We start from the raw sequence: 20,667 nt of genomic DNA, 5'->3' as shown, positions 1-20,667 counted from the left end.
ACCTCCGCACCCGGCCTTGGCCTTAGGGCGACCGTGAAGCGCGGTATTGCCTGTCCGGGAGCGATGTGCCCGGTTCTGCTGGTGCGCCGTCCGGCCCTCGGCGAGGGCTGCTGCGGCAAAGGCGGCCGGGACGCTCCCACGGCGTCCATCGACCTGACCATCGACCCTGGGGGGTTCACCGTGCCGTACATCACCACGCGCGACGACGAGCAGATCTTCTTCTACGACTGGGGCAGCGGCCCGCCGGTCGTGTTCATCCACGGCTGGCCGCTGAACGCCGACGCCTGGCACGACCAGATGAAGGCGGTCACCGACAATGGATTCCGGGCCATCGCGCACGACCGGCGCGGTCACGGCCGCTCCAGCCAGCCGTGGGACGGCTACGACTTCGACACCTTCGCCGACGACCTCGACGACCTCCTGACCGCTCTGGACCTGCGCGACGTGACGCTGGTGGCGCACTCGATGGGCGGCGGGGAGCTGGCCCGCTACATCGGCCGCCACGGCACCGGCCGCCTGTCCAAGGCCGTGCTGCTGTCGGCGGTGCCGCCGCTGATGCTGAAGACCGCCGACAACCCCGAGGGCACCCCGCAGGAGGTGTTCGACAAGATCAAGAAGGGGATCCTGACCGAGCGGTCGCAGTTCTGGAAGGACACCGCCGACGGCTTCTTCGGCGCCAACCGTCCGGGCAACAAGGTGACGCAGGGCAACAAGGACGCCTTCTGGCTGATGGCCATGGCCGAGAACATCCAGGCAGGGGTGGCCTGCGTGGACGCCTTCTCCGCCACCGACTTCACCGAGGACCTGAAGAAGTTCGACATCCCCACTCTGATCGTGCACGGCGACGACGATCAGGTGGTGCCGATCGCGGCATCCGGCGACAAATCCGCCAAGATCATTCAGAACTCCACCTACAAGGTGTACCAGGGCGGCTCACACGGCATCGCTCTGGTCCCGGGCGACAAGGAGAAGTTCAACGCTGACCTGCTGGAGTTCCTGCGCAGCTGACCGCACCCGCCGGCCGGCGCGATCACGAGCACCGCGGCGCCGCCGCACCCGGGCCGCGGACGCGCCAGGTGGCGCGGGTCGGCCCTTTCCGATCAGCTGCTCCGCCGGCGGCGGGCCGGGCGTCATCGTCGGCGCTCCAGGCCGAAGACCCGCTCGGCGTTGCCGTGCAGGAACAGTTCGCGCACCTCGTCCTCCAGGTGGAGATGGTCCAGCCCGTCGAGGGCCTTGGCGGGTGTGATCATCGGGTGGTTGGTGCCGAACAGCACCTTGGCCCGGCCGTGATGCTTGAGGTAGGCGATCAGTTCGGCGGGATAGCGGCGGACGGTGTAGGCGGAGGTGTCGATGTGGACGTTGCGGTGTTTGGTGGCCACGGCGATCATCTCGGTGGTCCAGGGATAGCCGATGTGCCCGGCGACGATGGTCAGCTCGGGGAAGTCGAGGGCGACCCGGTCGAGGTAGGGGATGGGCCGGCCCGGTTCGGAGGGACGTAGCGGGCCGGTGTGACCGGCTTGGGTGCAAAAGGGGATGCCGAGTTCGACGCACTCGGCGTACAGGGGGTAGTAGCGGCGGTCGTCGGGCGGCAGCTCCCATAGCCAGGGCAGGACGCGCAGCGCCTTGAACCCCAGGTCGGTGACCGCGCGCCGGAGCTCGCGGAGGGCGGCCATGGGCTTGCGCAGGTCGACGGAGGCCACGCCGGCCAGGCGGTGCGGGGCCTCGGCGACGAAGGCGGCCACCTCGTCGTTGGAGATCAGCACACCTTGCGGGCCGTACCAGGCGCTGATCAGGGCGAGGTCGACGCCGGCCGCGTCCATGGCGGCGAGCGTGGCGGAGACCGGCGGCGGCTCGGCCGGGATGGACGTGCCGCCCCAGCGGCGCAGCGAGTCGAACATGTCGTCCTGGAGGAAGCGCTGGGTCGGATGTTGTGCCCAGGCGTCGATGATCGGCATGGTCAGGCCCCGGTCTGGTCGGCGCCGGCGGGAGGGGCGGCCGTGACGAGGCGGTAGCCGAGGTCGAGGGTGTGGCTGTCGAGGAGGTCGCGGTGGCGTTCGTGCCAGTGGCCGGTGGCGAGGTCGATCTCGAGGCGTCGCATCGCGCGCTCGACGAGGTGCTGGTCGAGGTTCGCCAGGGCGGAGACGGCGGCCCGAGCCCGCGGGTCGAGGTAGCGGTGCGGGCGTCGCCAGTACGCGCCCAGGAATCCATCGGTGCAGTCGGCGGCGACCGGCACGGGGACGACGCTCACCTGTGCGCCCTCGCGCCGCAACCAGGACTGGACAAGGTCGAGGGAGGCGAGTCCGGCCTCGGCTTCGGATATCTGCGGGAGGTACTCCTCGACCAGCCAGAATCGTGCGGTGACGGCCGGGTCCCAGGTGAGGACGACCTGCCGGGCGGACACCCGGCGCAGCTCGGCGAGTCCGGCGGCCGGGTCGGTCCAGTGGTGGACGGTGAGGATGGCCATCGCGGCGTCGAACGACCGGTCAGGGAACGGAAGGGACTCGGCGTATCCCTGGACGACCGGCGCCGAACCGGGAGGACGCTGACGCATCATCACCGTGGAAGGCTCCACGGCGGTGACCCGTCGATCGCGGGGCTCGTAGGAGCCGGTTCCGGCACCTACGTTGACCACCGTGGTGGCGGAGCCCAGGGCTTGCTCGATCTGGCCGGCGATGCGGGGGTCAGGGCGGCGGTGCTGGGAGTAGCCGAGGCCGATCGTCTCGTACGGGTTGCCGTTCATGAACTTCCCTCGCAGGACGACGGGGCGGCCGTCGGCGTGCCGACCTCATGGATGTGCCCGGTGAACATCCGGCACCACCTCTCGACAGCGGGAGGACGGTCCTCACCGCGCGAAGAATCTGGGGCCGCTGGCAAGGCCCGAGAGGTGGCGGGGTGTCACCGCGTGGCCCCGGAGTCACACCGAGTCGTCCCGCCGCGGACAGCGGAACCGGCGGGCTGTCACCGCCGCACCTTGGAATCGCACCAATCCACCTATATCATCCACCAGCCGTCAAGATCAACGTGTCGCCGGATCCGACGACCGCGCGGTCAGAGAGCCGGGAAGCGGCTCTCATCTGCCAGCCGGCGGCTCAAGAGGCGACGTGGCCCGGCGCCCTCGTCGCCGAGGCGATCGTCGGGGTTGCGCAGCACGCACCGATCGATGGAGAGGCATCCGCAGCCGATGCAGTCGGACAGCCTGTCGCGCAGGCGGGTGAGCTGCTCGATGCGGGTGTCGAGCTCGGCTCGCCAGGAGGCGGACAGGCGGGCCCAGTCCTCCCTGTTCGGCGTGCGCTCCTCCGGAAGGCCCGCCAGCGCCTCGCCCACCATGCGCAGCGGGATGCCGACCCGCTGCGCCACCCGGATGAAGGCCACCCTGCGCAGGGTGTCGCGGGGGTAGCGTCGCTGGTTCCCCGCAGTCCTGCGGCTGCGGATCAGGCCTTTCTCCTCGTAGAAGTGCAAGGCGGTCACCGCGACACCGGCACGGGCAGCGAGCTGCCCGACAGTGAGCTCCTTGGCGTCGAAAGGGGGTTTCGTCACGCCGCTCAGGCTAGCGCTTGACCTCGTCTATAGTCGAGGTTTCATGCTGGACGGGTGACAAGATCTCCTGCGGACACCGCCCCGCCCACCACCGGCCGCGCGGGGCGTCGGGAGTGGATCGGGCTTGCCGTCCTGGCCCTGCCCGCCCTCCTCGCCTCCCTCGAACTGACCGTGACCCACCTGGCGCTGCCCGCCATCGGCAGAGCGCTGGCGGCCGACAGCGCTGAGCTGCTGTGGATCGTGGATGTCTATGCCTTTCTGCTCGCCGGATCGCTGATCACCATGGGCACGCTGGGCGATCGGATCGGCCGCCGGCGCCTCCTGCTGATCGGCGCGGCCGCGTACGGCGTCGCATCCGTGCTCGCGGCCTACGCTCCCAGCGCGGGCGCGCTCATCGCGATCCGCGCGTTACTCGGAATCTCCGGCGCTACGTTGATGCCGTCCGTGCTCTCCCTCACCGTCGCCATGTTCCGGGATCCGCGGCAACGCACCGTCGCCGTCGCGATCGTCATCGCCAGCGTGTCCGCGGGGACCGCGATCGGCCCTCTCGTGGGCGGGTGGTTGCTGGAGCGTTTCTGGTGGGGGTCGGTGTTCCTGCTCGGCGTGCCGTTGATGGCGCCGCTTTTGGCGCTGGGGCCGGCCCTGCTGCCCGAGCGCCGCGACGCGGCGGCAGGGCGGCTGGACCCGGTCAGCGCCGCGCTGTCGCTGGCCGCGGTGCTGCCGGCGGTCTACGGTCTCAAGCAGATCGCCGCCGACGGCCCCGGCGGGCTGCCCGTGCTCTCCGTCGCGGCCGGGCTGCTGTTCGCCGTCGTCTTCCTGCGCAGGCAGCGCGCGTTGCGGCACCCGCTGATCGACCTGCGACTGTTCGCGAACCGGGCGTTCAGCACCGCCGTGGCCACGCTGGCGCTCGGCATCTTCGTGTTGTGGGGGTTCAACTACGCCTTCGCGCAATATCTGCAGTTGGTGCGCGGGCTCTCGCCGCTGGAGGCCGGTCTGTGGACGGCGCCTTCGGCTGTCGGGGTGATCGCCGGATCGACGCTGGCCTCCAGAATCGTGCGCTGGACAGCCCCGGGACCGGTCATCGCGGCCGGACTGGCCCTGGCTGCCGCCGGCTTCGTCGTGGTCGCCCAGGCGGGCACGACCGCCGGGACGCAGGCCCTGGCCCTCCCGGTCACCGGGGCCGTCGTCGTGTCCGCGGGACTCGGCCCGATGATGGCGCTGGCCACCGACATGATCGTCGGTAACGCGCCCCCCGAGCAGGCCGGCGCCGCCTCGGCGATCTCCTCGACCGCGCCGCAACTCGGCGGTGCGCTCGGCATCGCGCTCCTCGGCAGCGCCATCACCGCGGTGTACCGAAGCGAGATGAGCTCCGCTGACGTGGCGGGTCTCCCGTCAGAGGCCGTGTCCGCCGCGAGGGAGAGCCTGGGTGGCGCTGTGACGGCGAGCCACGATCTTCCCGCCGGCCTGCCCGCGGCCATGCTGCTCGGCACCGCCCGTGCGGCGTTCACCACAGGGTTTCAGCTGACCACTGTGGCCAGCGCCGCGAGCGTGGCAGGCATGGCCGTCACGGTCGCGGTCATGCTGAGGCGTGGCCGAGCGAGCCGTGGATCGGGCGCTCTGTCCTGATCCCCAGGGAAGATGACCCTGTTCAGTCCAGTCGTTCGTTGAGCTCGATCAGGTGGCCGTCGGGGTCGCGGACGAACGCGCGTATTTCGCCGCCCCATGCGGGCGTTGCCGGCTCCGTAAGCAGTTCCACCCCTGACGTGGTGAGTTCGGCGCAAGCGCGCCGGCAGTCGGGCACCTGTACAACCACGATCGCGCTTACCGCGCTGCCATCGGAAGAGGGAGCGGTAAGCGCGACCGAAGGCCGGTCCGGCGGTGCGCCGCCCTGTTCGGCGATGTGCAGAACCATGTTCTCGCCGGCGGCCAACCGCGCGTACGTCGGCCACCGCACCTCGGGTACGAAGCCGAGCCGCTCGTAGAAGGCCACGCTACGCGCCACATCGCGGACCGCGATGAGCGGTGCCACACCAGAAACACGCATCCCACAAGATTATTCGGCGGCTGCGAGCCTGTCGCCACCGAGCTCGCGGCCGATTCCTCAGGCGGCGCATCCTTCGCCGGACATCACTCCCACGTTCCTTCTGTCCGAGCTTGGCCGCCGGATGGACGCGTCTGGCCGAGTCCGTCCGGGGCCCTGTTGGACAGCATCACCACGTGGCTTTGCTGATTCTCAAGACGACCGACGGTCATCCGGACCTCAGGTCTTCCGCAGAACAGGAATCAACATGCATGCTCGGATGAAGACGGCCGCCCTCGCCCTCGGCCTCAGTTTCACCGCCCTCACCTCGCCGGCCGTCGCGCAGTCAACCGGCCTGCGGCCCACTGCACTCACGGACGACACGTGCGGCCACTACACCAAGGGCTCAACGGAGTACTACCGCAACTGTGCCGACGTCAGCGAAAGGATCTGGGTGACCTACAGGAGGTCCTCCGACAACCAGCATTTCTGTGTCCCGGCGCAGAAGCAGGTGGAGCTCGGCTACTACCTGAATGTCTACGGCGTCTATCACGATGGGTGGGGCTGCTGACGTCCACGGCACGCACCCGCCGCCGGGCCGCCGCCGCCCGTCCTCCGCGCACGAGTGCTTGAGCGGCGATGCCGACTCGCCGTCGCGGCATGACGGTCAGGGCCGGGGGCCGGCGCAGGAGACGTCCTCGGCCGGCAGGGTCCCCTTGCTCAGGAACGCGACGGTGGCCTTGTCGGCGCAGGCCGAGCCGGTGTTGTAGACGTAGTGGCCGCCGTTGTCGACGCCGAGGAAGCCGGCGCGCTCGCCCAGGGCCTCGCGCATGCCCCGGCCCGCGGCCCACGGTGTGGCGTTGTCGCGGCGGTTCTGCAGGATCAGGATGTTACGCGGACCGTGCGAGGTGACCTTGACCACCGGCTCGATCGGCCGCTGCGACCAGAACGCGCACGCCGTGATGTTGTCGGGCATGCCCGCGCTCAGCGGGTACTTCGCGCGGGCGGCCGCGGTGGCCTTGGCATAGGAGTCCACCTTCCGCGGCCAGGTGGTGTCCCCGCAGATCATGGCCAGGGCCATGGTGGCCTGGTTGTCCGCCGGCACGCCCTTGGCGGCCGGGGTGTCGGCGAGGACCTGCCGGAGCACGGCGACGTCCGCGTCCGCCGGGGTCCTGCCGGCGGACAGGTCGGACGCCGCCTTCCAGAATCGGGTGAGCGGGGCGAGCGTCTCGTTGTGCAGCAACATCTGGTACGTGACGCCGCGCAGCAGCGCGCCGCTGATGGTCACCTGTGTGTCCGGCACCGTGGCCGGCTTCCTGTCGAGGCGGTCGGCCAGCGCGAGGAAGGTGTCGGTGACCTCGTCGACGGTGCCGCCCAGCCCGAGGCCGGCGTTGTCGGCCGCGGCCACGCGGGCGGCGTCCGGGAACCGGTCGTTCATGCCCTGGTTCCAGGTGTGCAGCATCTTCGCCCACACCTTGCCCGGGTCGACGTTGCCCTCCAGCACCATCCGGTCGGTGTTGCGGGGGAACAGCGAGGCGTAGACCGCGCCGAGGTAGGTGCCGAAGGACTGGCCCCAGTAGGAGATCTTCGGCGCCCCGAGCACCTGGCGGATGCGGTCCATGTCGCGCGCTGTGTTCGCGCTGGTGAAGAAGCGGAGCTTGGCACCGATCGTGGCGCACTGCCGGGCGACGGTGCGCGCGGTGGTGACGTTGCCCTCGATCGAGCCGCCGGCGCCGGGGTAGGGGAAGATCGTGAGCAGGGCGGGCCCGGACAGGCCGCAGCTCATCGGGGTGCTGTGGCCGATGCCGCGCGCGTCGAACCCGATCAGGTCGTAGGAGTCCAGCACCTTCCTGGGGAGCGTGGCTGCCATCTGGCTGGGCATGTCCAGGCCCTGCAGTCCCGGTCCGCCCGGGTTGAACAGCAGGTCGCCGCGCTTCTTGCCGGGCTTGGCGGTGGCGAGCCTGGAGACCGCGACGGTGATGGCCTCCCCGTCGGGGCGGCGGTAGTCCAGAGGCACCCTGACCGTGCCGCAGGTTTGCCTGGGGTCCCGTTCGGCGCCCGGCGCGGGTTCCGGGCACGCACCCCACTTGATCGACGTCTGTACGTGACCGGTGGTCGCCTCGGCCCTGGCATCGGCCGGCTGCCCGCCGACCACTGCCCCCGCTGCCGCGACCGCGGTCAGGGCGCCGGCGACGACGACGCGTACGCGGATCGTGTTTCCCATGGTGTTGTCCTCCGAATGACCGATGTGCCGCGAGCTGACTCTGAGAAAGGTAGGAGCGGAGGGCCCTGTCCCGAATCACTGCGTGGCGGACATTCCGTGTAGCTCACATGAGGGACAAGCGCGGCGACATCGGGGATCAGAGATCGCTAGGCTCTGAGCCATGTCGGGGACCTGGGCCAGCGACCGCGTGCGGAGGTTACGGAGGGTGTGGCGCGTCTACGACGCCACGGTGTGGGACCGGTGGCTGGCCGTCGTGTTCACCGGGCTGGCGTTCGTGCCGGCGCTGTCGGCCATGGGCGTCGAGTTCGGCAACCTGTCAGGACGCCCGGCCGACGCGTTCCAGCTCGTCCTGATCCTGGCCCAGACGGTGCCGCTGGCCGTGCGCACCCGATGGCCCACCGCGTGTCTGGCGGTCAACGGCACGGCTTTCGTGATCCACGAGACGCTCGGGTACCCGATGCAGTTCGGCACCGTGACGGTGTACCTCGCGCTGTACTCGGTGGGCGCGCACCAGGAGCGGTTCCGGCGCGTCACCGCCGTCGCGGCATCGGCCGCGTACGTCGTGCTGTGCGCGGCCGTGATCCTGCGCGGCTCACCGGTCCTGCAGAGCGACTTCGTGGTGTTCTATCTGCTTTTCGCCGCGTGCTGGCTGGTCGGCGCCTTCGTGCGCGGGCAGCGGCTCCAGGAGACCGAGCGGCGGCGGCTCGCCACCGAGGCCGCGGCCGCCGCGGAGCGGGCGCGCATCGCGCGGGAGCTGCACGACGTGGTGACCCACCACGTCACCGCCATCGTCGTGCAGGCCGACGCCACGCAGTTCGTGGCCACGTCGCCGGAGCGCGTGGTCACGGCACTGTCCACGATCGGCGGCGCCGGCCGCCGGGCCCTGGCCGAGCTGCGGTATCTGCTGGACGTGCTGGAGGCCACCGGGGAGTCGGCCACGCCCGTCGTGGGCAGCGTGCGGGACCTGGTCGAACAGACCCGGAGCGGCGGCCAGCCGATCGAACTGGTGGAGGACGGCGACCAGCCCTCGCTCCCGGTCGGCGTGGGGCTGGCCGTGTACCGGGTGGTGCAGGAGGGCCTGACGAACGCCGTCAAGTACGCGGAAGGCCGCCCCACCACCGTCCGCGTCGGCTACCGGGACGACCGCGTGGAGGTCGAGGTGACGAACGCCGCCGCCGCGGTCCGCGTCGGCGCCGGAAGCGGCCTCTCCGGCGGCCGCGGCCTGACCGGGCTGCGCGACCGGATCGGCGCGCTGGGCGGCGAGCTGGCCGCGGGCGAGCAACCGGACGGCGGTTTCCGGGTCTCCGCGTCGATCCCCGTAGGCGGTGCCGAATGACCATCCGTGTCGTGATCTGCGAGGACCAGGAGGTCGTCCGCGCCGGCTACGTGACGGCGTTCGACGCGCAGCCGGACATGGAGGTGGCCGGCGTGGCCGCCGACGGCCCGGCCGCGGTCGAGGCGGTCACCGGCCTGAAGCCCGACGTGGTGGTCATGGACATCCACCTGCCGCTGATGGACGGCATCGAGGTGACCAGGCGCGTCGCCGGTCCCGGTGTCGTGGCGCCGCCGAAGGTGCTGGTGGTGACCACGTTCAACGTGGACAAGTACGTCTACGAAGCCCTGCGGGCCGGAGCCAGCGGCTTCCTGCTGAAGGACGCCCCTCTGCTGGAGCTGGTGAACGGCGTCCGCACCGTCGCCCGGGGAGAGTCCCTGCTGTCCCCCGCCGTGACCCGTACCCTGATAGGCCGCTTCGCCGACCGCCTCCGCCCGGCCGTCCCCGCTCCCGGCGAGGATCCGCTGGCCGTCCTGGCTCCCCGCGAACGCGAGGTGCTGCGGCTGATCGCCCGTGGCCTCTCCAACGCCGAGATAGCCGCGGAACTGGTCATCAGCTTCGAGACCGTCCGGACCTACGTCTCCCGGATCCTCACGAAACTGGACCTGCGCGACCGCGTCCAGGCCGTGGTCCTCGCCTACCGCACAGGCTTCGCCGACGACGACCGCTGAGCTTCGGGGAGATCCGCTCCGACGTCTCGGCCCGCGCCCTGCTCCGCGCCGTGGCGCATCTCTGCGCTCCCGGACCGTGCCGGCGCATGGTGGAGCTGCTGCCGAACGGCCTCAGGACGGACCAGGCCGGTCGGGGCGGCGCACCGCCCAGCCCGGCCTCGTCGCCGGGCTCCGCCGGACTGCGGCTAGAGGCGGCAGCTGATCTCGATGCCGTCCTCCACCGGGAACGGGACGCTCTCGTAGCCGTTCGCCGGGTCGCGGACGTAGTCGAGGTAGGGCCGGACGCTGTCGAAGGTGGTGTCGTCGGCGGCGACGAGCGTGCCGGGGGCGAGGCGGGGCTCCAGCAGGCGGAGCACGGGCAGGTAGAGGTCCTTCCAGCCGTCGAGCAGCACGAACCCGGCCGGCTCCGACAGCCCGGCGAGCGTTTCGCGGGCGTCGCCCTCCAGGACGGTGACCACGTCGTCCAGGCCGGTCTCGGCGAACGTGCGGCGCGCGGCGGCGATCTTGTCCTTGCTCAGCTCGGTGGTGAGGACGCGGCCCGTGCCGTTGTCGCGCACGGCGGAGGCCAGGTAGAGGGTCGAGATGCCGAACGAGGTGCCGAACTCGACCACCGTCGCGGGGCGGGCGGCCCGCACCAGCGTGTAGAGCAGCCGGCCGCCTTCAGGGGAGATCGGCATGTAGATCTCGGCGGCGGCGTCGGCCTGCTCCTGGGCCGTCATCGTGCCGCCGGCGCCCCGGTACGGCCGGGAGTCGTCGCGCTCGGCCTCGGCGAACATGCGGTCGAGCGCCGCCGCCACGCGCGGGTCGGCGAGTGTGCTGGTCTGTGTCATGCCGTCTAGAGTAGACGCAACGTGGCGTCTACGCTAACGCTATTCTTCACGACATGGCGGACACGGAGCGGCGGCATCACGGCAACCGGCACGGGCGCAGCGAGGCGGCCCGGCGGGCGGTGCTTCAGGCGGCCGACGACCTGCTGGCCGAGAAGGGGTTCGCGGGCGTCACCATGGAGGGCATCGCGGCCCGCGCCGGCGTCGCCAAGCAGACCGTCTACCGGTGGTGGAGCGGCAAGACGGCGGTGCTCGTCGACGCGTTCGTCGAAGACCTGGCCGAGGAGCTGACGCCGCCCGACCACGGCCGGCTCGCCCTCGACCTGCCCGCCTACCTCGCCCAGCTCGCCCACGTGCTGAGCGCCACCGACACCGGGGCCGTGTTCAAGGCGCTCATCGCCCAGGCCCAGCACGACCCCGCCTTCGGGGCGGGCTTCCGCGCCCGCTACCTCGACGAGCAGCGGCGGCGCGACCGGCTGCCGCTGGAGCGGGCGGTGGCGCGGGGGGAACTGCCCGCCGGGATCGACGTGGCGGCCGAGAGCGACCGCCTCGTGGGGCCGCTCTACTACCGGGTCCTGGTCACGGACGAGCCGGTCGGGCGCGACTACACCGACCGGCTCGCGCACGACTTCCTGGACCGCGTGCTCAACCAGCGCGGGTGGTGAGTCGTCCCGCTCCGTCGACGGTGGTCAGAGCTGGAGCGACTGGGTGCCCAGGACGATGGCGAGGGCCAGGCGGTCGGCGTCCTCCGTGCCTGGCTCGGCGGTGTAGACGGTGATGCGGAGGTCGTCCAGGGCGACGAACAGCGTGTCGCAGTCGAGGGTGATCGGGCCGACCGCCGGGTGGGCGACGGTCTTCTGCCGGGACGTGTCGGTCGAGGGCGGCGGCGTTCCGGCGTCCCAGAGTTCGGCGAAGCGCGGGCTGCTGGCGGTCAGGTCGGCGATCAAGCGCCGCAGGGTGCGATCGGCGGGGTAGCGCGAGGCCGTCAGGCGCAGGTCGGCCACGAGCCGGGCTTCGTGTTCGGCCTGCTCCTGCGGGGTGTGCACGACCCGGGAGGGCAGGCGGGCGACGTTGCGCCACACGGCGTTGCGTTCCAGTCCGCGCCAGGCGGTGGTCTCGCCCATGAGCGCGTTGTAAGGCTCGTTGGCCAGGACGAGGGTCCAGCTGGCGTCGTACACCACGACCGGTGTGTGCGACAGCCGGTCGAGCAGGCGTTGCACACTCGGGGCGACTCGCGACGGCACGAGGTCCGGGCCGGGCGCGGCGTGCCCCGCCAGCCGGTGGAGCAGGTCGCGTTCGGTGTCGGACAAGCGCAGCGCCCGGGCCAGCGACTCCACGACCTGCGCCGACGGCGCGGTGGCGCGCCCCTGTTCGAGGCGGGTCAGGTAGTCGGCCGAGATGCCGGCGAGCCCGGCCAGCTCCTCACGGCGCAACCCGGTGGCCCGGCGCCGGCGGCCCGCCTGCACGCCGACGGCCTCGGGCGCTACCCGGTCGCGCCAGCGGCGCAACGTCCGGCCGAACTCCCACGTTTCCACGCTCTCCATTCTGCGGGTATCCGTGCGGGTTGTCCTGGCCCTGGCAGTCCTACGAAAACCGGACGACTGCCTGCGGCCCGGCCGCCGCCGGAGGATGGGCACATGACCGAACCCGGAACTGTCCTGATCACTGGCCCGACCCGCAACCTGGGCCGTCACGCCGTGCTGGCCATGGCCGGCCGCCCGGACGGGCAGCGCCCCGACCTGCTGCTGGTCGGCCGCGCCGGGCCCGACCTGACGGCGGTCGCCGACGAGGCCCGCGCGCACGGCGCCGGCGTTCGCGAGATCGGCTGCGACCTGTCGCGGCTGGCCGACGTCCGTGCCGCCGCGGCCACCGTGCGGGACCTGCTCGCCGCCGGCGCCGTACGGCCGCTGCGCGCGCTGATCGCCAACGCCGGCGCCATGTCGGCCGACACCAGGCTGGCCTCGCCCGACGGCCACGAGATGACCTTCGCTGTCAACTACCTCGCCCATGCCCAGCTCATCGGCGATCTGCTTAATTCGTTCACCGCCCCCGCGCGTGTCGTCCTGGTCGGCTCGAACACCTATCACGCCAATGTCTGGCGCAGGCTGCTGGGCGTGCCCGAGGCCAAGTGGGCCGATCCCGTCGAACTCGCCCGCCCGGCCACCGGCGACCGGGCCCCGGGGATGGCCGCGTCCGGTGTCGCCTACTCCAACGCCAAGCTGGCGATCCTGTACTACGCCCATGAGCTGCAGCGTCGCGCCGGCGCCGGGATCAACGTGTCGGTGTTCGAACCGGGCTGGATGCCCGGCACCGCACTGGGCCGCGGCGCTCCCAAGGCGCTTCAGGCGATGAGCCGCGCCTTGGGCCGGGTGCCGGGAGTGTCGAAGCCGCAACGTTCGGGGCCGCTGCTGGCCGCGATGGCCCTGGACGACACGTGGGCGCACCTGCGCGAGGGCGCGTTCGTGGTGAAGACCAGACTGGCCGAGGTGCGGCCGGTCGCCCACGACCGGGACCGGGAGCGGCGCCTGTGGGAGGCGACCGCCGAACTGCTGGAACGCGCAGGGACGTCACGTTGAGAGGTGCCCGCGTCCCGCCCCGGGCGAGCGTCATCGGGCGAGCGTCATCGGGCGAGCCCGAGGAAGGCCGTGGCGTTGCCGCCGAGGACGGCCGCGCGGGCGGCGTCGTCCAGCTCGGGGCAGGCCCTGACGACCGCGCCCGGCTCCAGCTCGCCCAGCGGGAACGGGAAGTCGGTGCCCAGCATCACCCGCTCGGCCCCCATCACCTCCACCAGCAGCCGCAGGGCGCGCGGGTCGAACACGGCCGAGTCGACGAAGAACCGGTCGGTGTACGCCGACGGCGGCCGGGGCGAGTGCGCGCGGACGAGGTCGCGGTTGTGCCAGGCGTTGTCGGCCCGTCCGAGCAGGAAGGCGAAGCTGCCCCCGCCGTGGCAGAAGCACAGCCGCAACGAGCGCGGCAGCCGCTCGAACGCGCCGGAGAGCATCAGCGACAGGATGCCCAGCTGCGTCTCGGCCGCCATGCCGACCAACCACGGCAGCATGTGGCCCGCCATGCGGTCGGCGCCCAGCATGTCCCAGGGGTGCACGAGCACCGGCATGTCCTGCTCGGCGCAGTGCGTGAGGAACGCCACGATGTCCGGGTCGTCCAGGTTGCGCGGGCCGACGTGGTTGCCGATGTGCACGCCGCGGTGCCCGGCGGCCCTGGCCTCGGTGACGGTCCTGGCGGCCAGGTCCGCGTCCTGCAACGGCACCTGGCACAGCGGCAGCAGCCGGTCGGGGGCCTGCGCGCAGAAGGCCAGGATGCGGTCGTTGACCATGGCGCACCACTCGGCCGCGCGCGACGCGTCGGCGGCGTAGCCGAACAGCAGCGGCGTCGAGGAGACCGCCTGCACGTCCACGCCGGTCCTGTCCATGGCGGCCACGCGGGCCCCGGCGTCCCACAGCTCCGGCGTGACGGGGCGGTAGTCGTCCTCACCGCTCATCATCATGCCGTCGCGCAGCCAGGGCTCGCCCGCTCCGGCGAGCGTCCTGGCCTCCTCGCGGGAGATCCGCGGAAAGACGTGCGTGTGGACGTCGATCACCGTCACCGGACCACCGGCCGCAGCTCGTCGGGCCAGTCCTTGCCGGGGTGCTCGGCGCCGCAGTGCGGGCAGACGCGGTCGCTGTCATAGAAGCCGCGGAAGACGGGCGGCAGGTCGTCCACGATCGACTGGAGCTGCACCTCGGCCCGGTGGACGAGCCGGTGGCAGCTCACGCAGTACCACTCGAAGGCGTCCAGGTCGCCCTGCGGCCTGGCGAACTCGACGACCAGGCCGATCGAGCCGGGCACCGGACGCTGCGGCGAGTGCCGGACGTGCGGCGGCAGCAGGAAGACGTCGCCCTCCCTGATCTGGATGTCGACGGGCGGCTTGCCCTCCTCCTCCATCACCCGCAGCACCATGCCGCCCTTGAGCTGGTAGAAGAACTCCTCGATGGGGTCGTCGTGGAAGTCGGTGCGCTGGTTGGGCCCGCCCACGACGGTGACCATGAGGTCGGCGTCCGTCCAGATCTGCGCGTTGCCGACCGGCGGCTTGAGCAGATCCTGGTGCTCGTCGATCCACTTGTGGAGGTTGAAGGGAGGCATCATGGCCGGCTCCTTTGCTGCGGCAGGTGGGCGATGCAGGAGATCTCGATGAGCAGGTGCGGGTGCGGGAGCTGGTGGACGGCGACGGTGGTGCGGGCGGGGCCGCTCTCGTCGAAGAACTCGCCGTAGACCTCGTTGTAGCCGCCGAAGTCGTTCATGTTGACCAGGTACGTGGTCACGCTGATCAGGCGGGCGCCGAGCCGGGCGACGTCCTCGATCACCTCGACCAGGTCGCGGTCGGAGGCGAACAGAGCGTCGATCTCGGCGCGGATGGCCTGGACGGGCGGTAGTGTGCGTGCCACGAGCGTGGATCCTTGCGTAGTGCGAACTTTGGACGGTTCAGCACGGCAACCTACGCTCGCTCACTTTTACACCGCATCTTGGACGCGACCACTGCGCCGATCAGTGTTGCGGCAGCCCCGATGTCGTCGTGGGTGGTGAACACCGTGCAGAAATCCGAAGCTGTGGGATAGAGCAATGTCACGTGTCCGCTTTTCTGGGCCGCATCGTCGCGCTTCATTCTGCCATCTACTCCAACGCCGTTGAGGTAGGGGTTTGTGCTGGTGGAGAAGCGACGGGCGTCGGCGAGGGCGGGGCGAGTCTGCCGGCGAGTGCCGCCAGGATCGCGCCCGCGCCGGCCGCCGCCGCGGCCACGGCGAGGGCGGTGGCGCCGGTGTCGTGGGGGCCGGTGAGGTGGCCGGCGACCGCGGTGCCGAGGCCGTAGCCGGCCCACATGAACGTGTTGAGCCAGGCGAAGACCTCCGTACGGTAGCGGGCGGGGGCGTGGTCGGCGAGCAGGGCGGGCACGGCGGCGTCACGGGGGCCGGTCACCAGGCCGGCGAGAGCGATCAGTACGGCGAGCGTTACGAAGCCGGGCGCCCAGGCCGCGCCGAGCAGGACGGCGGCTTCGGCGAGCGAGAGCAGGACGAGCAGGCGTCCATCGCTGAGGGGCCAGGCTCGCGCGCCGTAGCCGAGGGTGCCCAGGAGGGCGCCGGCCGACAGCAGGCCCATCAGCAGGCCGGCGGAGGCGGCCGAGCCGGAGGCGGTGGCCGAGGCGACGGTGGCGATGCGCAGGCAGCCGAAGGTGAACGTGCCGAAAGCGGCTAGGGTCAGCAGCAGGAGGGTGGGTCGGTGGGTGAGCGGCCCGGCCAGTCTCAGCCTGCCGGGCGGGGCCTGCTCGGCCTGGCGGACCGCCGGGCAGGCCAGTAACAGGGCGGCGCCGGCCAGGACCGCGGCGCCCGCCACAGCCACCGCGCCCTGGGCGGGGACGACCCAGACCAGGACCGGCACGAGCAGCGGCCCGGCGATGAACATCAGCTCGTTGACGGCGTTGTCCAGGGCGTAGGCGGCAGACAGGAGGGCGGCCGGGACGAGGCGTGGCCAGGCGCTTCTGGCGACGGACCCGGCGGGCGGCGTGGTGGCGCCGAGGAGCACCGCGGCGCCGATCATCAGGGCGGGCGGGGCGAGCAGCAGCAGGGCGTAGGCGAAGGTGTGGGCGGCCAGGTAGCCGGTCAGGGCGGGGCGCGGGCCGTACCTGTCGGCGAGGCGTCCGCCGAGCGGCGCGCTGAGGGCCAGGGCCAGCGCGTGGCCGGTGAGCACGAGCCCGGCGGTGGCGTAGGAGCCGAGCCGGTCGACGGCGGCCAGCAGGAGGGCGAGGCTGAGCACGGGTGTGCCGAGCTTGACGAGAAGGGCGGCGACGAGCAGGCGGGGGACGCCCGCGTGGGTGAGCAGGCGGCGATAGGGCGCGAACATGACGGCTCCGTTACTATCTAACTGGATTACGCCTATGACACGCCGAAGGAGTGTTACTAGTCAAGTGGAAATAGCCTGTAACGTAACTCGGCAGGCCCCGCTGATCGCCGAGCTGGTCAACCTCGCCACGGCACACCAGCGGGGCGGCGCCTCGGTGCGGCCCCTGACCGGCGAGGACCTGACGGCCACGTTCGCCGCCCAGCTCGGCGAGCGCACCGGCGCCGCCCTGCGCGACGTCCCGGACGCGGGCCGGCGCCTGGGCGAGCTGGCCGCCGAGCTGCGGCAGGCGCTGCTGGCCGAGCATCCCGCCGACCAGGCCGGGCGCATCAACGCCATGATCCGTAAGTACGGGGCGCAGCCCTACCTGGCCGAGGACGTCGGCCAGCCGTTCCACCTGCACTTCCACGGCTCGGGCGGCACCGAGGTCGAGGCGCTGGGCGGCGAGTTCGCCACCGCGCTGGCCCTCATCGTGGACGGCTACGGCGCCGGCCGGTTCGGGCGGTGCGAGGCGCACCAGTGCGAGGCCGTCTACATCGACCTGACCCGCAACGGCTCGCGCCGCTACTGCGGCGCCGCGTGCACGGCGCGTGCCAAGACCGCCGCCTACCGCAGCCGTCGTCACACCGGATGACGTCATGGCCAAGGTGACCGCAGGGTCGAGCGTGCGCCCGAAGATCCGCCGTCAGCATCGTTCGGCCACCCGGGTCACGAGCCGTCCGCCGCCCTGCACGTGCGCCGGTGAGCTCACAGACAGGCGAGGGCCTCCCGGACGGTGACGCGCGAGGCGCGGGTGGCGGCCGCGTCCGTGGCCAGCCACGCGCCCAGCAGAGCGAGCAGGAGCCAGATCCCGGCCGCGGGGACGGAGACCCGGTACGGCAGCGGTGCGCTCATGAACAGGTTGCCCAGCCCTGCCCCCAGCAGCCAGGTGAGCACGAGGGCCGGTCCCACCGCGGCCACGCATCCGGCCAGCGCCAGGAACACCCCCTCGGCGACGACGATGCGGCGTACGGCGCGGGGCCTGGCTCCGATGGCGTGCATGATCCCGAACTCCCGGGTGCGGTCCAGTACGTTGGCGCTCATCGTCGAGGCCAGGCCGATGACGCCGAGCACGCCCAAGGGCACGGCGATGCCGAGGAGCACCAGCAGCAGCGGCCCCATGTGCCCCGCCTCGGCGGCCTGGCCGCGGCTGATCGAAGCCGCCGATGTCACGGCCGACCCGGCGGCGGTGACGGCCCTGCTCGCAGCGGCGGCGACGGCGTCCCGGGTCGCCTCGTCGTGGCCGGAGGTGAAGACCCTCAACTGGTTGACCTCCTGTGGCCGTCCCGTGGCGGCGGCCAGTCCCTCCCGGGTCACGTACACGCTGGTGCCGCCTCGCTCCTCCACGATCCCGGCGACACGCCAGGTCGTCGGCCGGCCGCCGACGAACAGCCGCACACTGTCGCCGGCGGCGAGGCTCTGTACGGTGTTCTTCCTGATGGTCTGGCTGATCAGGACCGCGCCGGTCTCCCCAGGGGCGAGCCGGCGCCCCTCCAGGAGTTTCGGATAGGTGGCGGCGCCGGCGGTCAGCGTGATCCGGCCGTGTCCCTGGTCGGGGTAGGTCCGGGTGACGGGAGCCCCTGACGGCCCGGCCACCCCGACGGGCTGGGCGTTGAGCGCCTCGACGCGGGTGACGCCCGGCACCCGCCGTACCGCCGCGATCACCGCGTCCGGCGCGGCGGGGCCGCTCAGTCTCACGTCGACGTCCCAGGTGCGCCGCGCCGCCTGCTCCTGGGTGATGGCATCCGCGCCGGCTTCGAGGGACAGCCCGGCGACGAAGACCGCGCCCGCGGTGGCCAGCAGCCCCGCTGACAGCCAGAACCGGGCAGGCCGCCGCGCGGTGTTGCGAAGCGCCATGAGCAGCCCGCGGTCCAGCCGGGGCAGCCGGCTGAGCCGGGCCAGGAGAGCGCCCGGCCTGGAGGCGGCGCCACGGTGGTCGATCGCCGCCCGTACGGTTGTCCGGCTCGCCCGGGCCAGCGGAGGCAGCGCCATCAGCGGCGGCAGGCCGAGCCCGGCGGCCAGGATCACCGCATATGCCCACCAGGGCGCGGCGAGGCTCGCGGGTCGGATGCCCAGTGTGGCCAGGAGCGACCCGAGGAACATCCGGCCGATCACGACGGCCGGTACCACGGCGATCACCGTGGCGACGGCCGCTACCAGCGCTGTCATCGCGAGGTAGTACCGGGCGATGGCGCCGGACCGGGCGCCGATCGCCTTCATGATGCCGATCTGCGGGATCTGCTGGGTGAACAGCGTGTTGAGCATGGTCGCCACCAGGATCGTGCTGAGCAGCAGCGCCGCCGCCCCGCCCGCCATCAGCGACGTCAGCAGCACGTCGGACTGCCACTGGTGCGGGTGCGCGTACGGCTCGGGCACCTGGATCTCGGCCACCGTCAGCCCCTGCTCGCGTTGCAGCCAGTCGGCCACCTTCGTCGCGGCGGCCACCACCGCGTCGCGGTCCCGGTTCGGCTCCCGTCCGCCCGCGTCGGCGATCTGCACCTTGACCTGGTCCAGCGGGACGGCAAGGGTATCCGTCGAGAGGTAACCGCGTCCCCGCTGTTCCTGGGGTGAGGGACTGAGGCTCGGGTCGTACACCGTGCCCGCCACCCGCAGCCGCATCGGCCGGCCGTCCGGCCCCTGGACGGTGATCGGGTCGCCGACGGCTACGCCGAGCAGGGCGAGGGAGTCCCCGCCGAGCAGGATCCCCCCTTCCGGCGGCGGCCAGCGGCCCTGCTGCCCGAGGTCGAACTTCGCCATCCGCATCGGATCGTCGTCCGCCGCCACGAACACCTGCAGCGGAATGTCCAGAGCCTTCCCGCCGACCTCGACCGCGCCCTCGAACTGCGCCCGGCCGGTCGCCTCCAGCACGCCCGGCCTGTCGCGGGCCGCGGCGGTCACCGCCGCCATCCGCTCAGGCGATACGCCCCGGTCGAGCACGATGGTGGCCGAGGCCGGCTCGGTGCTCATGTACGCGCCGCTGGTCTCCCTGCCGATGGCGGCCCAGGCACTCAGCATGCCCCCGAACACCGTCAGGCTGACCGTGATCGCGATCACCATCAGCACGAACCTGGACCGGCTCGCCCGCAGGTCGCGGCGAAGCTTCACACGCAGCGGCCCGCTCACGCCCGTACCCCCTCGTCGGCCACCACGCGGCCGTCGACCAGGGTGATCTCCCGGTTGACGAGGGTCCTGATGTCGCGTTCGTGGGAGACGACCACGATGGTGCGGCCCTCGGCGTTCAGGTCGGCGAACACGTCCAGGACGGCCTGCGCGGTGTGCGAGTCGAGGTTGCCGGTGGGTTCGTCGGCCAGCAGCAGCGGCGGGTCGTTGGCCAGTGCCCGGGCGATCGCCGTCCGCTGCTGCTGGCCGCCGGACAGCGTGGCGGGCAGCTTGCCGGCCTGGTCGCCGATGCCGACCCGCTCCAGCAGCTCCATCGCCCGGTCGCGGCGCCGCACGGCGGGGATCTTGGCGGCGAAGTCCATCGGCAGCATGACGTTCTCGGCCACCGTCAGCGTGGGCAGCAGCTGGAAGAACTGGAACACCAGCCCCACGTTGCCGCCGCGCCATCCGGCCAGGGCGGACTCCGACAGCCCGTCGAGCTCGGCCCCCGCCACCCGTACCGTGCCCGCCGTGGGCCGGTCGATCCCGGCGAGCAGGTTGAGCAGGGTCGTCTTGCCGCTTCCTGAGCGCCCGACCACCGCGACGAACTCCCCCGCCGCGACCGACAGGCTGAGCCGGTCGACCGCGACCACCTCGCCCTCACCCAGCGGGTAGGTCTTCACCACATCGGTGACCTCGATCATCCGTGAACTCCCTTCGGCGGAGTGTGGCCACCGGCGGGTGGCGCGCTGCTCGCCCCGCCCCCGTGGCTGGGAATCCGATGGCCCAGACCGCCCCCGCCGATGAGCATCATGGCGATGACGAGCAGGACGACGATCGCGACGGCGATCCCCGCCACCTTCACCCAGCGGGCCATACCCTCGCCCCCTTTTCGTTGCGGTGGTGTCGTTACGGGCGGCCACGCTAGGAGCGCCGCCCGGCCCGCCGAAACACCCCGCGAGCGGGTCTTGCCCGTCCCCGCCGCGTGCAGACGGATCCCCCCACGGGGGGACGTCCGCCGGGCAGGT

Annotated in this window: 22 protein-coding genes; 8 read left to right on the top strand and 14 right to left on the bottom strand. The window is 72.0% G+C overall.

Annotation, left to right across the window (positions count from 1 at the left end; translation table 11 throughout):
• Positions 1-63 precede the first annotated feature (63 nt).
• Positions 64-1,008 (top strand): alpha/beta fold hydrolase, encoded by a 945-nt coding sequence (locus MF672_RS31035; RefSeq protein ID WP_242371060.1) that lies wholly within the window; start codon positions 64-66, stop codon positions 1,006-1,008.
• Between the two features lie 122 nt (positions 1,009-1,130).
• Here MF672_RS31035 and MF672_RS31030 read toward each other — a convergent pair whose 3' ends face one another.
• The 3 genes from MF672_RS31030 to soxR form a co-directional block, all read right to left on the bottom strand.
• Complete coding sequence (locus MF672_RS31030; RefSeq protein ID WP_242371058.1) at positions 1,131-1,955, bottom strand: amidohydrolase family protein; 825 nt, start codon at positions 1,953-1,955, stop codon at positions 1,131-1,133.
• A gap of 2 nt (positions 1,956-1,957) precedes the next feature.
• Entirely contained in the window at positions 1,958-2,740 is a 783-nt protein-coding gene (locus tag MF672_RS31025) for a class I SAM-dependent methyltransferase (protein WP_242371055.1), read from the bottom strand.
• A gap of 308 nt (positions 2,741-3,048) precedes the next feature.
• Positions 3,049-3,537: a redox-sensitive transcriptional activator SoxR gene (gene soxR / locus MF672_RS31020; RefSeq protein ID WP_242371053.1), complete on the bottom strand. Its 489-nt coding sequence runs from the start codon at positions 3,535-3,537 to the stop codon at positions 3,049-3,051.
• 54 nt (positions 3,538-3,591) lie between these two features.
• On the opposite strand from soxR, the gene MF672_RS31015 reads away from it, so the two are divergent.
• The gene (locus MF672_RS31015; protein WP_242371051.1) at positions 3,592-5,163 is read left to right on the top strand and encodes an MFS transporter; all 1,572 of its coding nucleotides are present in this window, start codon (positions 3,592-3,594) and stop codon (positions 5,161-5,163) included.
• Positions 5,164-5,185: 22 nt separating this feature from the next.
• Here MF672_RS31015 and MF672_RS31010 read toward each other — a convergent pair whose 3' ends face one another.
• Entirely contained in the window at positions 5,186-5,581 is a 396-nt protein-coding gene (locus tag MF672_RS31010) for a VOC family protein (RefSeq protein WP_242371050.1), read from the bottom strand.
• Positions 5,582-5,837: 256 nt separating this feature from the next.
• Here MF672_RS31010 and MF672_RS31005 point away from each other — a divergent pair, with 256 nt between their 5' ends.
• Positions 5,838-6,128 (top strand): hypothetical protein, encoded by a 291-nt coding sequence (locus tag MF672_RS31005; protein ID WP_242371048.1) that lies wholly within the window; start codon positions 5,838-5,840, stop codon positions 6,126-6,128.
• Between the two features lie 96 nt (positions 6,129-6,224).
• On the opposite strand, the gene MF672_RS31000 is transcribed toward MF672_RS31005, so the two are convergent.
• Entirely contained in the window at positions 6,225-7,781 is a 1,557-nt protein-coding gene (locus tag MF672_RS31000) for an alpha/beta hydrolase (protein WP_242371046.1), read from the bottom strand.
• A gap of 160 nt (positions 7,782-7,941) precedes the next feature.
• On the opposite strand from MF672_RS31000, the gene MF672_RS30995 reads away from it, so the two are divergent.
• Positions 7,942-9,117 (top strand): sensor histidine kinase, encoded by a 1,176-nt coding sequence (locus tag MF672_RS30995; RefSeq protein WP_242371043.1) that lies wholly within the window; start codon positions 7,942-7,944, stop codon positions 9,115-9,117.
• Complete coding sequence (locus MF672_RS30990) at positions 9,114-9,785, top strand: response regulator (protein ID WP_242371041.1); 672 nt, start codon at positions 9,114-9,116, stop codon at positions 9,783-9,785. The genes MF672_RS30995 and MF672_RS30990 overlap by 4 nt, the downstream gene beginning before the upstream one ends.
• Before the next feature lie 185 nt (positions 9,786-9,970).
• Here the strand turns inward: MF672_RS30990 and MF672_RS30985 are convergent, their stop codons facing one another.
• A complete protein-coding gene (locus tag MF672_RS30985; RefSeq protein ID WP_242371039.1) occupies positions 9,971-10,615 on the bottom strand; it encodes an O-methyltransferase in 645 nt (214 codons plus the stop codon).
• A gap of 53 nt (positions 10,616-10,668) precedes the next feature.
• On the opposite strand from MF672_RS30985, the gene MF672_RS30980 reads away from it, so the two are divergent.
• Positions 10,669-11,277 (top strand): TetR/AcrR family transcriptional regulator, encoded by a 609-nt coding sequence (locus MF672_RS30980; protein ID WP_242371037.1) that lies wholly within the window; start codon positions 10,669-10,671, stop codon positions 11,275-11,277.
• 24 nt (positions 11,278-11,301) lie between these two features.
• Here MF672_RS30980 and MF672_RS30975 read toward each other — a convergent pair whose 3' ends face one another.
• Positions 11,302-12,147: a helix-turn-helix transcriptional regulator gene (locus MF672_RS30975; protein WP_242371035.1), complete on the bottom strand. Its 846-nt coding sequence runs from the start codon at positions 12,145-12,147 to the stop codon at positions 11,302-11,304.
• Positions 12,148-12,249: 102 nt separating this feature from the next.
• On the opposite strand from MF672_RS30975, the gene MF672_RS30970 reads away from it, so the two are divergent.
• On the top strand, positions 12,250-13,188 hold the full coding sequence (locus MF672_RS30970; RefSeq protein WP_242371033.1) for an SDR family NAD(P)-dependent oxidoreductase: 939 nt from the start codon (positions 12,250-12,252) through the stop codon (positions 13,186-13,188).
• 44 nt (positions 13,189-13,232) lie between these two features.
• Here the strand turns inward: MF672_RS30970 and MF672_RS30965 are convergent, their stop codons facing one another.
• From MF672_RS30965 to MF672_RS30945, 5 genes are read right to left on the bottom strand one after another with little or no spacing between them, the layout of a single operon-like run.
• Positions 13,233-14,216, bottom strand: a complete 984-nt coding sequence (locus tag MF672_RS30965; RefSeq protein WP_242371031.1) for an amidohydrolase family protein — start codon at positions 14,214-14,216, stop codon at positions 13,233-13,235.
• A complete protein-coding gene (locus MF672_RS30960) occupies positions 14,213-14,755 on the bottom strand; it encodes a 3-hydroxyanthranilate 3,4-dioxygenase (protein WP_242371028.1) in 543 nt (180 codons plus the stop codon). The genes MF672_RS30965 and MF672_RS30960 overlap by 4 nt, the downstream gene beginning before the upstream one ends.
• Entirely contained in the window at positions 14,752-15,054 is a 303-nt protein-coding gene (locus MF672_RS30955) for a RidA family protein (protein ID WP_242371026.1), read from the bottom strand. Before MF672_RS30955 ends, MF672_RS30960 begins: the two co-directional genes overlap by 4 nt.
• Before the next feature lie 50 nt (positions 15,055-15,104).
• Positions 15,105-15,272 carry a hypothetical protein gene (locus tag MF672_RS30950; protein ID WP_242371023.1) on the bottom strand — a complete coding sequence of 56 codons (168 nt, stop codon included), beginning with the start codon at positions 15,270-15,272 and terminating at the stop codon, positions 15,105-15,107.
• 8 nt (positions 15,273-15,280) lie between these two features.
• A complete protein-coding gene (locus tag MF672_RS30945) occupies positions 15,281-16,504 on the bottom strand; it encodes an MFS transporter (protein ID WP_242371021.1) in 1,224 nt (407 codons plus the stop codon).
• A 64-nt stretch (positions 16,505-16,568) separates the two neighbouring features.
• Here MF672_RS30945 and MF672_RS30940 point away from each other — a divergent pair, with 64 nt between their 5' ends.
• Entirely contained in the window at positions 16,569-17,135 is a 567-nt protein-coding gene (locus tag MF672_RS30940) for a CGNR zinc finger domain-containing protein (RefSeq protein WP_242371019.1), read from the top strand.
• A 113-nt stretch (positions 17,136-17,248) separates the two neighbouring features.
• Here the strand turns inward: MF672_RS30940 and MF672_RS30935 are convergent, their stop codons facing one another.
• Together MF672_RS30935 and MF672_RS30930 are read right to left on the bottom strand one after the other, a co-directional pair.
• On the bottom strand, positions 17,249-19,663 hold the full coding sequence (locus MF672_RS30935) for an ABC transporter permease (protein WP_242371017.1): 2,415 nt from the start codon (positions 19,661-19,663) through the stop codon (positions 17,249-17,251).
• Positions 19,660-20,343: an ABC transporter ATP-binding protein gene (locus MF672_RS30930; RefSeq protein WP_242371015.1), complete on the bottom strand. Its 684-nt coding sequence runs from the start codon at positions 20,341-20,343 to the stop codon at positions 19,660-19,662. The genes MF672_RS30935 and MF672_RS30930 overlap by 4 nt, the downstream gene beginning before the upstream one ends.
• Between the last annotated feature and the right edge of the window lie 324 nt (positions 20,344-20,667).

This window comes from Actinomadura luzonensis, assembly GCF_022664455.2.
GTDB lineage: Bacteria > Actinomycetota > Actinomycetes > Streptosporangiales > Streptosporangiaceae > Nonomuraea > Nonomuraea luzonensis.
Note: the sequence above shows the minus strand (reverse complement) of the source record. Positions and strands in the feature narration are given on the sequence as shown.